This is a genomic window from Streptomyces sp. AC602_WCS936 (assembly GCF_019049125.1).
GTDB lineage: Bacteria > Actinomycetota > Actinomycetes > Streptomycetales > Streptomycetaceae > Streptomyces.
The window spans coordinates 129130-141960 of sequence record NZ_JAGMUF010000066.1; the positions used below are offsets into that span (position 1 = coordinate 129130).

Consider the following 12831-nt stretch of genomic DNA (forward strand, 5'->3'; position numbering starts at 1 on the left):
GGGCACGTCACGCGCCCGCACCGGCGGCGTGAGCGGCTGCGCACGCGACACGCATAGGGTGATGCCCATGACGTCAGTGGAGGAGGAACGCCCGCGCGCGCTGCTCGCGGGCGCTTCGCGCCGGTGGGTGCGGCTGCTGCCGTGGGGCGTGGCGTTCGTGCTCTGCGTCGCCCTGCTGCCCACCACCATCCAGGTCCTCACCGCCGACTACGGCCTCAACGGCGGCCTGGCGAGCGCGCTGGCCGTCGCGCAGTCGGCACCACTGCTGCTCGCCGTCGTGCGCCCGCTGCGGGCCTGGTACGTGGTCTTCGCCGCGGATGTCGCCGGGGCGCTCGCCCTGCTCACCGTCGACTTCGAGGAGCGGCTCCTGTGGCCGTTCCCGCCCATGGAGATCGTCGGGTACGTCGGCCTCTGCCTCGCCCTGGGCCTGCACGAGCGGCGCCGGACGCTGCTGCTGGTGTGGCTGGCGACGGCGGGCGCGAACGTCGGCCTGGGGTTCGCCGCGCCGCACGACACCGATGCCATGACCCTGCTGCTGACCATCCTCGGCGGCATCACGCTCCTGCTCGCCGCCGCGCTCCGCGAACGGTACGAGGCACAGCGCAGGCTGGCCGAGCAGGAGACGATCAGCGAGGCCGAGCGTGGCCGGCGGACGCTGCTGGAGGAGCGCGCCCGCATCGCGCGCGAGCTGCACGACGTGGTGGCGCACCACATGTCCGTCATCACGGTGCAGGCGGACACCGCGGCGTACCGTCTCGACCGGCTGCCGCCGGACGTGCAGGAGGAGTTCACGTCCATCGCGGCGACCGCGCGCGAGTCCCTCGGCGAGATGCGGCGGCTCCTGGGCGTGCTGCGCAGCGAGGAGGCGCGCGGCGAGCTCGCGCCCCAGCCGGGCCTGACGCGGATCGGCCAGCTGGTGGAGGCGACGGTGCGGGCGGGCGTGCCGGTGGAGTTCACCCCCTGCGACGCCGACGTGTCCGAGACGGTGGGCCTCTCGGCGTACCGCATCGTCCAGGAGGCCCTGGCGAACGTGGTGCGGCACGCGCCGGGTGCTCCGACGCGGGTGTCGGTGTCGGCGTCCGCCGCCGAGGACGGTGCGCGGCTCACCGTCCTCGTCGTCAACGGGCCGCCGCCCGAGCCGCCCGTCGCGCCGCTCGAGGAGGGCGGCACCGGGCACGGTCTCGTCGGCATGCGCGAGCGGGTGCGGCTCATCGGCGGCACCCTCGACACGGGACCGCTGGCGGACGGCGGTTTCCGGGTGGCCGCCCGACTCCCCCTCGATGAACTCGATGAAAAGGACCTCACGTGACCACGCGCGTCATCATCGTCGACGACCAGGCCATGGTGCGGGCGGGTTTCGCCGCGCTGCTGGCCGCCCAGAGCGACATCGACGTGGTGGGTGAGGCCCCCGACGGCGCGCAGGGCGTCGAGCTGAGCCGCCGCACCCGTCCCGACGTCGTGCTGATGGACGTCCGCATGCCCGAGATGGACGGCCTGGAGGCCGCACGCCGCATCCTCGGGCCCCCGCCGGGCGGTGGCGGCTCCGCGTCAGCGGGTGAGCACCGGCCGCGTGTCCTGATGCTCACCACGTTCGACGTCGACGACTACGTCTACGAGGCGCTGCGGGCCGGTGCGAGCGGTTTCCTGCTGAAGGACGCCCCGCCGGCCGACCTCATCGCGGCGGTACGCGTCGTCGCCTCGGGCGACGCGCTGCTCGCCCCCTCCGTGACGCGCCGGCTCATCGCGGACTTCGCCCGGCAACGCCCCGCCACCAGGGGCAGGCCCGCGCTGCGGCTGAAGGCCCTGACGGAACGCGAGACCGAGGTCCTCACCCTGGTGGCCCGGGGCCGGTCCAACGCGGAGATCGCCCAGACGCTGGTGCTGGCCGAGCAGACGGTGAAGACACACGTGAGCCGCGTCCTGACCAAGCTCGACCTGCGCGACCGGGCGCAGGCGGTGGTCTTCGCGTACGAATCGGGGCTGGTGGCGCCGGGCGAGTAGGCCGGTCCCCGCCACTTGTCCCTCGTCCACCCCCTACCGCGGTAGCACCTCCAGGTTGGCTCCCCGGTATGACGCCCCAAGCGCGTCCGTCCTCGCACTCTTGATCCCGTCAGCACGGAAGATCACGAGAGGGCCGAAGATGAGGCTGCGCAGCACCAAGAGGCAGGAGGCGGACGACCGACCGGAGGAGGCACCGCCCGCCACACCCGGTCTCGCCGTCGAACTGCGCGGGGTCCGGCGGCAGTACGGCCGGGGCGCGGGCACCGTGCACGCGCTGGCGGGCGTCGACCTCGCCCTCCCGCGCGGCACGTTCACCGCCGTCATGGGCCCGTCCGGGTCCGGCAAGTCCACCTTCCTGCAGTGCGCCGCCGGGCTCGACCGGCCGTCGGCGGGTTCCGTGCGCCTCGGCGGTACGGAGATCACCGGCATGAGCGAGAACGAGCTGACCGAGCTGCGCCGCAGCCGTCTCGGCTTCGTCTTCCAGGCGTTCAACCTGCTGCCGTCGCTCACCGTGGAGCAGAACGTCCTGCTGCCCATGCGCCTCGCCGGACGGCGCCAGGACCGCGCCCGGGCGGCGGCGGTGCTGGCTCAGGTGGGGCTCGCCGACAAGGCGCGGCGCCGGCCCGGCGAGCTCTCCGGAGGTCAGCAGCAGCGCGTGGCCGTCGCCCGCGCCCTGGTCACCGCCCCCGACGTGGTGTTCGCGGACGAGCCCACCGGCGCCCTCGACACCGGCACCGCCGCCGAGGTCCTCGGCCTGCTCCGGCAGGCGGTGGACACCCTCGGCGCCACCGTCGTCATGGTCACCCACGACCCGGCCGCGGCCGCCTGGGCCGACCGCGTGCTGTTCCTCGCCGACGGTGCCTTCGCCGACCACCTGGAGCGCGGCTCGCAGGAGCAGATCGCGGCGCGGATGACGGCGCTCACCGGCCGTACCCGGGCGATGGCGGGGGCGGCGGCATGAGGAAGTTCGCGCCCAACGGCCTCGCTCGCGCGGCCGTGCGCTTCAAGCCCGCCTCGTTCGCGGGCACGTTCGTCGCGCTGATGATGTCGGCGCTGATCGTAGCGGCCTGCGGCGTGCTGCTGGAGACCAGCCTGAGGGCGTCGGTGCCGGCGGAGCGGTACGCGAAAGCGCCGGTCGTCGTGGCGGCCGACCAGTCGGCGCGGGTCGTCGCCGACACCATCGACGGTCCCGAGGAAACCGCGTACCCGCTGCCGGACACCGCCCGCGTGGACGCCGGGCTGGCGGCGAAGGCCGCCGAGGTGCCGGGTGCGGCCACCGCCGTCCCGGACTTCACCTTCCCGGTGCACCAGGGCACCTCCCCGTCGAGCGCGCTCACCGGCCACGGCTGGGGCGCGCACACCTTCACCGGCAGCGAGCTGACCGACGGCGCCGCGCCCCGCGCGGGCGAGGTCGTCCTCGGCGCCGACGCGGCCCGCGCGGCGGGGGCCGGCGTCGGCGACACCGTCACGCTGGAAACGGCCGACGGCCGCGCCGGCTTCCGGGTGTCCGGGCTGGCCGAGGCCGGTGCGGGTGAGACCACGAAGCAAGAAGTGGGCGGCGGGGCCACGGCCTGGTTCGCCGACGCCGAGGCGTCGGTGCTGGCCGGGCACCCCGGCAAGGCCGACGCCATCGCCGTCACGGCCGAGGACAGCTCCGACCCGGACGCCCTCGCCGCCGCCGTCGAGAAGTCCCTGACGGGCTCCGGCGCGCGGGTGCTCACCGGCGACGACCGCGGCGAGGTCGAGGACCACGGTCTGGCCTACGCCAAGGAGACGCTCTTCGCGGTCGGCGGCTCCTTCGGCGGGATCGCGACCCTGGTCGCGATATTCACCGCGGCCGGCACGGTCGCCCTCTCCGTGGGCCAGCGCTCCCGCGAGTTCGCGCTGCTGCGCGCCGTCGGAGCCACGCCGCGGCAGATCCGGCGCGCGGTCGCCGCCGAGGCGCTGCTGGTCGCCCCGCTCGCCGGGCTGCTCGGCTGCCTGCCCGGCATCGGGCTCGCCCACTGGTGGTTCGGGCAGATGCAGGACCGCGGGGCCGTCCCGGAGGCGGTCGAACTGCACGTCTCGGGGTTTCCGCTGCTCGCCGCCGTCGGAGTCGGCCTGCTCACGGCACTCGGCGCCGGCTGGACGGCCGGGCGCAGGCCCGCGCGGATCAAGCCGGGTCAGGCGCTGGCCGAGGCCTCGGTGGAACGGCTGCGGCCGGGCGTCGTGCGCACCGTCCTCGGGCTGGGCGCGGTCGGCGGCGGCTCGGCACTCGCCGGCGTCGCCGCCTCCGCCGCCGGTTCCGACGCGGCCAACGCCTCCCTCGGCGTCGTCATGCTCTTCATGCTGGCCGTCGCCCTGCTCGGCCCGATCCTGGCCCGGCTGTGCGCGGCGCTCTTCGGCCTGCTGCTGCGCGGCGGCGGCGCCTCCGCGTCGCTGGCCGCCGCCAACTCCCGCACCAACGCCCGTCGGCTGGCCTCCGCGATCACGCCGATCGTGCTGGCGATGGCCTTCGCCTCGACGCTCGTCTTCATGCACACGAGCGAGAGCCACGTCGCCTCGCAGCAGCTCCGCGAGGGCATCACGGCGGACCATGTGGTCACGAACCCGGCGGGCCTGCCCGCCGACGCAGCCGACCGGGCCGCCCGCGCCCCCGGCGTCGACGCGGCGGTGAGCCTGCTCGACACGCAGGTACTGGTGCCCGTCGAGGGCGGCGGCGAGACGTCGCTGCAGGCGACTGCCACCCAGGGCATCTCGGGCGCCGGGGCCCAGCTCGCCGAGGTCCAGGACCTGGACGTGCGCGGCGGCAGCCTCGACCGGGTGGGCGAGGGCCGTATCGCCATCGACAGGACCCTCGCCACCGCGGCCGAGGTCGAGCTGGGCGACAAGCTGCCGCTCTACCTCCCCGACGGCACGAAGGCCGAGCCGGAAGTCGTCGCGGTCTACGGCCGCGGCCTGGGCCTGCCGGCGGTGACGATGGACCGCGCCTCGCTGGACGGGCACGTCACGTCGGCCTTCGCGGACACGCTGCTGGTGAGCGGCGGCGACGCCGGTCCGCTCACCGCGCTCGGCGAGGTCACCGACGCCTCCGGATACGCCGTCGCGCAGAACGTGGACCGGGAGTTCGGCGCCTGGGCCAACTACATGATGGCCGCGGTCCTGGGCGGCTTCGCCGCCGTCGCCGCCGTCAACACGCTGGTGATGACGGTCCTGGACCGCCGGCGCGAACTGGCCACGCTCCGCCTCGTTGGCTCCACCCGCCGCCAGGTGATGCGCATGCTCGGCTGGGAGAGCCTGCTGGTGTCGGCGGCGGGCGTGGCCCTGGGCACCGCCATCGCCATGGTCACGCTGACCCCGATGATGCGCGGTCTGACGGGCGAGCTCCCGTACGTGCCCCCGTTGCTGTACGCCACGTTCGCCGCGGCCGCGGTGTGCCTCGGCCTCGTCGCCGTGTCCCTACCGGCCCGCGCCGCACTGCGTGACCGCAATGTCTGAGACCGCCCGCGGCAGCACCTCCGACAAGGAGTCAGCCATGCAGCAGAGCAGGACCGGAAGCACGGATCCCGCACGCACGGACGCCGGACGGCACACGAGGTGGAGCGGACGGCTCGTCGGCCTGGTGGCCGTCCTGGCCCTGGTGAACTTCGTAGTCGACTCGGCCGTCACCGCGCCGCTGGTCGTCCTCCCGGAGATGCTCGACCATTTCGGCACCGACCAGGCGGCGTGGCTCAACGCCACCGCGATGCTGGCGGGTGTGATGTGGGCCCCCCTGCTCGGGAAGGCCGCCGACCTCCACGGCAGGCGCAGGGTACTGGTCCTGGCACTGCTCCTCAGCTGCGCGGGGGCCCTGCTGTGTGCCGTGGCGCCCAGCCTCTGGCTGTTCGTGCCGGGACGCGTGCTGCAGGGGGCTGCCCTGGCCACGGTCTTCCTCTCCGTGGCGATGGTCCGGGGCCTCTGCGCGCCCCGCATCGCGATGATCGTCGTGGGCATCGTGACCTCCGGCTCCGCGGTCCTCAACATCGCGTCGCGTTTCGTCATCGAGGACCTGGCCGAGCGGTTCGGCTTCCAGATCCTGTTCCTCGTGTCGGCCCTCGTCGCGGCCGCGATGGCGGTCTGCGTGCACCGCGTCCTCCCCGAGGCCCCGGTCAGGACGCCGGGCCGGCTCGACGTCGGTGGTGCCCTTCTTCTCGGCGGGGGTCTGGTCGGCGTACTCGGCTACGTCAGTCTCGGCTCGGACCTCGGCTGGCTCGCTCCGGGGCCGCTGGCCCTCCTCGTCGGCGGCGTCGGGGCACTGGCCAGGTGGTTCCTGGTCTCCAGCCGGAAGCCCGACCCCCTGATCGACGTCAGGAACCTGGGCGGCCCCTTGGTGCTCACGCTCCTCGTGGTCTTCCTCGCCGCGGGTTCGTACCAGAGCGTGCTGCAGCTCATCCCCCTCATCGGTGACGTGTCGGCGGATCAGCGGCTCGGGTACGGACTGGCCGGCCAGGGGTCGGTGGCGCTGCTCCTCGCGGCGCCGGGGCTCGGCGTCACGCTCGGTGGCCCGTCGGCCGGATGGCTCGCCGCACGCGTCGGACCGGCTCGGACCCTCGCCGGCGCCATCATGCTCGGAACGGTGGTGACCGTCGGGATGTTCGCCGGGGTGTCCCGGCTTCCCGTCGCGCTCTGCTGCGGCTTCCTGCTGGGTGTCACGGTGGGAGCGCTCGGGACGTCCGGATTCAACATGGCGGGGAGCCTGGCTCCCCCCGAGCGGCAGGGCATCGTCTCCAGCCTGGTCATGGTCATGGTCTCGATCGGGTCGGTGGTGCTGAACTTCGTGGGTGCCGCCGTGCTCGAGTCGACGTCGGTGGTCGTCGGCGGGGAGACGGCGAACTCGGCCACGGGTGTGTTCGGTTACATCGCGATCGCTTCCGCCGCGTTCGCGGCCGCCGCGGTGCTGGCCGTGCTGCTCGTACGAAGCGGCCCCCGCCTCAGCGCGGTACCTCGTCACAGCAAGGAGAGCTGACACATGGTCATGGGAACAGCGTCCAGGGGTACGGTCCTGGTCTCCGGAGCGAGCATCGCGGGCCCCGCCGTGGCGTACTGGCTGCAACGGTACGGGTTCACGGTGACGGTGGTGGAGAAGTCCGCCGGGCTGCGCGCCGGCGGTTATCCGGTCGACGTGCGTGGCACCGCGGTGGAGGTGGCCCGCCGGATGGGAATCCTGCCGCAGCTCCGGGAGGCGCATGTCGAGTCGCGCCGGGTGTCCTTCCTCGACGCCGACGGCGGCGAGGCGGCGGTGGTCCATCCCCAGGTGGTGGCCGGCGGTGTCGAGGGTCGTGACGTCGAGGTGCGTCGCGGCGATCTGGCCCGAGCCCTGTACGGGGCCGTCCGCGACGAGGTGGAGTTCGTGTTCGACGACTCCGTCGACGCGCTCACGGAACACGAGCACGGCGTCGACGTCACCTTCCGCAGCGGCGACCGGCGCAGCTTCGACCTGGTCCTGGGCGCGGACGGGTTGCACTCCCGTACCCGGGAGCTGGTGTGCGGTCCCGAGCAGCGGTTCCACCACTATCTGGGGTACTGCTTCACCGTCTTCACCATGCCCAACACCTTCGGTCTCTCCCACGAGGTACTCATGTGGAACACCCCCGGGAGGGCCGCGGCGCTCTACGCCGTCGAGGACGCCGACGAGGTGCACGCCTTCCTCACCTTCGCGGGCCCGGAGCCCGGGTACGAGGTGCTCCGTGACCCGGAGGCGCAGCGTGACCTCGTGGCCACCACGTTCGCCGACGCCGGCTGGGAGATCCCGGCCATGGTCGCCGCCATGCGCCGCGCGAGCGATCCGTTCTTCGACACCGTGAGCCAGGTCCGCATGCCACGCTGGTCCAGTGGCCGGACCGCGCTCGTGGGCGACGCCGCCTACGCACCGTCGTTCCTGACCGGGCAGGGGTCCAGCCTCGCCCTCGTCGGCGCCTACGTGCTCGCCGCCTCGCTGGCCGCGCATCGCGACCACACCGCGGCCTTCGCCGCCTACGAGAGGGACCTGCGCGGATTCGTCGAACTGAACCAGGCACAGGTCACGGAAGGCGACGCGGCGCTCTTCCCCACCACGGCCGCGGCACTCGAAAGGCGCAACGCCAGACTCCGCGCCCTCACCGCCTCGCCGCCGGCCACCGGACGCCCGGCGCACACCGCCCTCACACTGCCCGAACCCGTCCAGGACCGCCCCAGAGACCGCTGACCCCTCGCCACCGAGCCGGACGGCGCTCCGGGGCGGCGGGTCAGGTACCGCCCCGGAGCCGATGGTGGGCCGCCGCTCCTCCGCCGCTCCTCAGAGCGTGAGCGACGCGGTGAGGCGGACGTCGGTGAGGGAGTGGCCCGCGAGGACGTCGTAGGTGCCCGCGACGCGGCGCCAGCCGTCGCCGTCCCAGATCTCGAAGGCGCGGTCGGGCAGTTCGACCGTCACTGTGGCGCGCTCGCCGGGCGCGGCCGTGACCTGGGCGAAACCGGCCAGCCACCGGGCCGCCCGGTCCGGTCCCGGGCCGGTCGGCGCGACGTACAGCTGGACGATCTCGCGGCCCGTCCGGGTCCCGGTGTTGCGGACGGTGACGGTAGCCGTGGTGCCGTGCAGAGCGATCGACTCGTACGTCCAGGCCGTGTAGCCCAGACCGTGCCCGAAGGCGTACGACGGTGTCCGGCCTGCCCGCTCCCAGGCGCGGTAGCCGATGAAGACGTCCTCGTCGTAGTGGAGTTCGCCGCGGGTGGGGGTCACCTCGGTGACCGGTGCCCGGTCCAGGTCGCCCCAGGTGGTGGGCAGGCGCCCGCCGGGTTCCTCCGCTCCGAGCAGCACGTCCGCGAGGGCGGCGCCGCCCTCCTGTCCGGGGAACCAGCTGAGCAGCACGGCGGCGACCTCGTCCCGCCACGGCAGTTCCACCGGCGAGCCGGCGTTGACGACCACGATCGTGTGCGGGTTGGCCCCGGCCACCGCGCGGACCAGGTCGTCCTGGCGGCCCGGCAGCCTCAGGTCCTCGCGGTCGAAGCCCTCGGACTCGACGCGCTCGGTCGTGCCCACGACGACCACGGCGGCGTCCGCCTGCCGTGCCGCCTCGACGGCCTCGGCGATCATCTCGTCCAGGTCCCGGCGCGGACCGAGGTGCACGAGCGAGAACATCACACCGAACACCGGGGCGGCCGGTCCTTCGGGCAGGGTGTGGAGGAGGGACACTTCCACCGGTTCGCCTTCGGTCAGCGCGAGCGTCCCGCGTTCGGCGGGGGCGCCGAAGAACGCCTCGAACGGATCGGCCTCCGGGTCCAGCGCCTGCTCCCCGTCGAACAGCACCCGGCCGGCGACCGTCAGGCGGTAACCGCCGATTCCCCGGGTGCCGAAGCGGTGCACTCCGCTCTCCCGGGGCCGGAAGGTGCCGGTGACCTCGATGCTGTGCAGGTTCTCGCGTGTCACTCCGTCGGGCAGGTCGTCGCCGATCCACTGCACCTGCCCGTTCGGCAGGCGGCCCTCGCCGAGCGTGTTCCCGGCGGCGTCCCGGCAGACCGCCCGCAGGGAGAAACCCTGTCCGGCGACGGCGAGTTCGTCGCTCGGGTCGGCGCCGACCGCGTACGTCAGGGTGCCCTCGGGCAGCGCGGCGCTCAGTCCGTCGAGGGGGGAGACGGTCCGCAGGGGGAACACGGTCGCGGAACCGCCGCCGAGGATCCTCGCGTCCCGCGCCGCGGCACCGAGCAGGGCGACCCGGCGGGTGCGGGCGGGGTCCAGCGGAAGGGCGGGGCCGGCGTCCGGCACGGACTCGTTGCGCAGGAGCACGAAGGAGCGGCGGGCGATCTCGCGGGCCAGCCCGGCGCCGTCGATCTCGGCCGGGGGCTCGGCGACCACCGGCTCCGCGCCCTCCAGGGCGCCCACCCGTGCGGCGAGGCGCAGTACGTTGCGCACCGCCTCGTCGACGGCGCTCTCCTCGGCCTCGCCCGCGCGGACGGCGGCGGCCAGGGCCTCCCCGTAGACGGTGTGCGGTCCCGGCATGGCCACGTCCAGGCCGCCCTGGATGTCACCGGTGGTGGAACGGGCCGCCATCCAGTCGGACACGTTGACGCCGTCGAAACCCCACTCGCCGCGCAGCACCTCCCGCACCAGGCGGCGGTGCTCGGTCATGGTCACACCGTTGACCCGGTTGTAGGCGGTCATGACGCCCCACGGACGGGCGCCCGCGACGATCGCCTCGAACGGCGCCAGGTACAGCTCGCGCAGCGCCCGCTCCGAGACGACGTTGTCGACGGTGAGGCGGTCGGTCTCGGCGTCGTTGGCGACGAAGTGCTTCATCGTGGTGCCCACACCGCCGGACTGCACACCCCGCACGTAGCCGACGCCGATCTCACCCGTCAAGTAGGGGTCCTCGCTGTAGGCCTCGAAGTGGCGCCCGCCCAGCGGGGACCGGTGCAGATTGACCGTCGGCGCGAGCAGCACGTGCACTCCCTTGCGGCGCGCCTCCTGCGCCAGCAGCTCCCCCGCGCGCCGGGCCAGTTCCGGGTCCCAGGTGGCGGCGAGCGCGGTGGGGGACGGCAGCGCGACGGAGGGATCGTCGGCGGTCCAGCGCACACCGCGCACACCGACCGGGCCGTCCGACATCACGATCGGCGCCAGCCCGATCTGCGGCAGGGCGGGCAGCGACCACATGTCGTGGCCGGCCAGGAGCCGCGTCTTGGAGTCGAGGTCGAGCTTGCCAAGTGCCGCCTCGACCACTGCCTCACGGGCCTGGTCATCGTCCACCGCTGCGTTCTGTGCTGCCGTGAGGTGCTGCTGGGGGTCGGGCATGGCGGTCTCTCCTTGGTCGGTTCGTCCCGTATGCATTGCTCAACGGATCTCTGGGTGTATTGCTTGCGGATTCCTCTTGCGTGTTCGGGGTGCGATACACATGCTTACACGTGTAACCACTCCTCGGACAGCCCTGGAAGGTCTCATCCTGATGAAGCTGAACGTCCATCAGCGCGGCTCCGGTGACAAGGTGGCGCTGCTGATCCACGGCGCCATGTCGGACCACCGCACCTGGCACGCGGTCGAGGACCACCTCGTCGGCCTCGGCTACCGCGTCCTCGCCCCCGACCTGCGCGGCCACGGTCGCAGCCCGCGCGGTACGTACCGCCCCGAGCTGCTCGCCGAGGATCTCGCGGAGAGCCTGCCGACGGACGCCGACGTGGCGATCGGCCACTCGATGGGCGGCCTGTCCCTCGCCCTCGCCGTCGACCGCCTGCGCCCTGCCCGCGCCGTCTACTCCGACCCCGGCTTCCAGCTCGGCAACCTTCCGGACGGGGCCACCGCGGGCATGGAGCAGATGGTCGCCTCCGCCACCGCCGAGAGCGTCCGGGCCATGAACCCCCGCTGGTCCGACGCGGACGTGGCGGCCGAACTGGCGGGGTTCTCCCTCTTCGACCCCGGCTTCCTGCACGCGACGAGGCGTTTCGAGCGGGACTACCTGCCGAAGTCGGCCGTCGTGCCCTCCCTGGTCCAGCTCGCCGACCCCAGCCTGTGCGTCGACGCCGCGGGTGCGGCGCTGCTGGAGGAGCGCGGCTTCCAGGTACGCGTCGTGCCGCGGACCGGGCACTGCATACACCGTGACGACCCACAGGCCTTCCTCCAGTCCCTCGACGGCTGGATCTGACGCCTCCGACGACGCGAGGGCCCCGTCGCCTCCCCTCCTGGGCGACGGGGCCCTCGTGATGGGCGGGGCGTGAGGGCGGGCGGCGCCGCCCTACCGCCGCGCCCCGTCAGCGCCCGGTGCGCACGTACCGTTCGAGCCGGCGGGTCTCCCTGCCGGTGTGCGTACGGTCGAGGCCGACCGGGGTGACGGTCACATGGCCCCGCTGGAGAAGGGCGAAGTCCGCACGGCGTTTCGTCTCGGGACGGCACTTGGGCTCGTCCGGCACGCACAGTGCCCCGCCGATGGTGAAGGTGTCGCCCTGCGCCGAGTACCGGAACTCCACGAGCTTCCGCGTGCCGACCGAAGTCCACGCGGTGCCCCGTGGACGCTCTCCCCTCTCGTGGTGCGGATAGTTCACGTTCACGACGAACTCCGTGGTGAGCAGTCCCCGTTCACGCAGGTCTGCGACGAGGTTCGCCCCGAACTCGGCCGTGGCGCGGTACGTGTGGTCCGCCACCTCGAAGGAGTCCGTGACGGCCGGGTCGTACGAACTGTTGAGGGCGACCGCGGGCACGCCCTCGTCGATCGCGGCGAGCGCGGCGCCGACCGTGCCCGACTCGTTGACGACGGAGGCGACGTTCGGGCCGTAGTTGCTGCCGGTGACGACCAGGTCGGGGCCGTCCGTCCAGCCGGCCTTCGCCGCGAGCCCGCCGCCGATCCCGAGGCGCACGGTGTCGGCGGGCGTCGCGCTGGGAGTCTCCGGCCCGCAGGGCGAACCGCCCTTGCACACCCCGTACACCGCACCGCCGCCCGGCGCCCGGGAGCAGTCGTTCTCGTAGCCGGCGGGCAGGGCGGTCCGGCGCTGGACGGTCAGCCGGCCACTGCTCGTCGCGCTGGTGCCGGCGCCGCTCTGGTTCGCCCACGGCGCCATGACGACGACGTCCGCACCGCCCGCGCACAGGGCGCGGCGCACCTCGTACAGGCCCTTGCCGTCGGAGGCGTCGGGGCGGGCCATCCGCATGGAGTCGTCGTTGCTGAGCAGTACGCGCAGGCCCGCCAGCGGCGCCCGGCCTCGATGGTCCTGGCGCTCGGGCCGCTCCGGGACGGCCTGTGCCTGGGCGCAGGCCAGCAGCAGGGTGCCCGCGGCGGCGAGTGCGGGAAGCGTTCGGAAGCGGTTCATGGTGCTCCTCGTGAGAGTCGGTTGGGGTGCCGTTGCGGTGTGGTGCCG

9 protein-coding genes are annotated in these 12831 nt (G+C 73.7%); 7 read left to right on the forward strand and 2 right to left on the reverse strand.

Translation table 11 applies throughout. The features are described 5' to 3' along the window. The first annotated feature begins 67 nt into the window (after nt 1-67). From KUM03_RS22440 to KUM03_RS22465, 6 genes are all read left to right on the forward strand, one after another. Nucleotides 68-1309 (forward strand): sensor histidine kinase, encoded by a 1242-nt coding sequence (locus tag KUM03_RS22440; RefSeq protein WP_217251073.1) that lies wholly within the window; start codon nt 68-70, stop codon nt 1307-1309. Continuing rightward, complete coding sequence (locus KUM03_RS22445) at nt 1306-2001, forward strand: response regulator transcription factor (RefSeq protein WP_217251074.1); 696 nt, start codon at nt 1306-1308, stop codon at nt 1999-2001. The genes KUM03_RS22440 and KUM03_RS22445 overlap by 4 nt, the downstream gene beginning before the upstream one ends. 139 nt (nt 2002-2140) lie before the next feature. Beyond that, a complete protein-coding gene (locus KUM03_RS22450; RefSeq protein ID WP_217251075.1) occupies nt 2141-2962 on the forward strand; it encodes an ABC transporter ATP-binding protein in 822 nt (273 codons plus the stop codon). Continuing rightward, nucleotides 2959-5478, forward strand: a complete 2520-nt coding sequence (locus tag KUM03_RS22455; RefSeq protein ID WP_217251076.1) for an ABC transporter permease — start codon at nt 2959-2961, stop codon at nt 5476-5478. Before KUM03_RS22450 ends, KUM03_RS22455 begins: the two co-directional genes overlap by 4 nt. A gap of 37 nt (nt 5479-5515) precedes the next feature. Further along, complete coding sequence (locus KUM03_RS22460) at nt 5516-6985, forward strand: MFS transporter (RefSeq protein WP_217251077.1); 1470 nt, start codon at nt 5516-5518, stop codon at nt 6983-6985. Nucleotides 6986-6988: 3 nt separating this feature from the next. Continuing rightward, on the forward strand, nt 6989-8203 hold the full coding sequence (locus KUM03_RS22465) for an FAD-dependent monooxygenase (protein WP_217251078.1): 1215 nt from the start codon (nt 6989-6991) through the stop codon (nt 8201-8203). A 90-nt stretch (nt 8204-8293) separates the two neighbouring features. Here the strand turns inward: KUM03_RS22465 and KUM03_RS22470 are convergent, their stop codons facing one another. Further along, entirely contained in the window at nt 8294-10780 is a 2487-nt protein-coding gene (locus tag KUM03_RS22470; RefSeq protein ID WP_217251079.1) for a glycoside hydrolase family 3 protein, read from the reverse strand. 151 nt (nt 10781-10931) lie between these two features. Between KUM03_RS22470 and KUM03_RS22475 the strand changes: the two genes are divergently transcribed. After that, entirely contained in the window at nt 10932-11624 is a 693-nt protein-coding gene (locus tag KUM03_RS22475) for an alpha/beta fold hydrolase (protein WP_217251080.1), read from the forward strand. A 106-nt stretch (nt 11625-11730) separates the two neighbouring features. Here the strand turns inward: KUM03_RS22475 and surE are convergent, their stop codons facing one another. Next, entirely contained in the window at nt 11731-12783 is a 1053-nt protein-coding gene (surE, locus tag KUM03_RS22480; RefSeq protein WP_217251081.1) for a 5'/3'-nucleotidase SurE, read from the reverse strand. Between the last annotated feature and the right edge of the window lie 48 nt (nt 12784-12831).

What these genes read in the sequence shown, in the direction of transcription:
- KUM03_RS22440 (WP_217251073.1), top strand. Translation starts at nt 68, where the DNA reads ATGACGTCAGTGGAGGAGGAACGCCCGCGCGCGCTGCTCGCGGGCGCT.
- KUM03_RS22450 (WP_217251075.1), top strand. Translation starts at nt 2,141, where the DNA reads ATGAGGCTGCGCAGCACCAAGAGGCAGGAGGCGGACGACCGACCGGAG.
- KUM03_RS22455 (WP_217251076.1), top strand. Translation starts at nt 2,959, where the DNA reads ATGAGGAAGTTCGCGCCCAACGGCCTCGCTCGCGCGGCCGTGCGCTTC.
- KUM03_RS22460 (WP_217251077.1), top strand. Translation starts at nt 5,516, where the DNA reads ATGCAGCAGAGCAGGACCGGAAGCACGGATCCCGCACGCACGGACGCC.
- KUM03_RS22465 (WP_217251078.1), top strand. Translation starts at nt 6,989, where the DNA reads ATGGTCATGGGAACAGCGTCCAGGGGTACGGTCCTGGTCTCCGGAGCG.
- KUM03_RS22470 (WP_217251079.1), bottom strand. Translation starts at nt 10,780, where the DNA reads ATGCCCGACCCCCAGCAGCACCTCACGGCAGCACAGAACGCAGCGGTG.
- KUM03_RS22475 (WP_217251080.1), top strand. Translation starts at nt 10,932, where the DNA reads ATGAAGCTGAACGTCCATCAGCGCGGCTCCGGTGACAAGGTGGCGCTG.
- surE (WP_217251081.1), bottom strand. Translation starts at nt 12,783, where the DNA reads ATGAACCGCTTCCGAACGCTTCCCGCACTCGCCGCCGCGGGCACCCTG.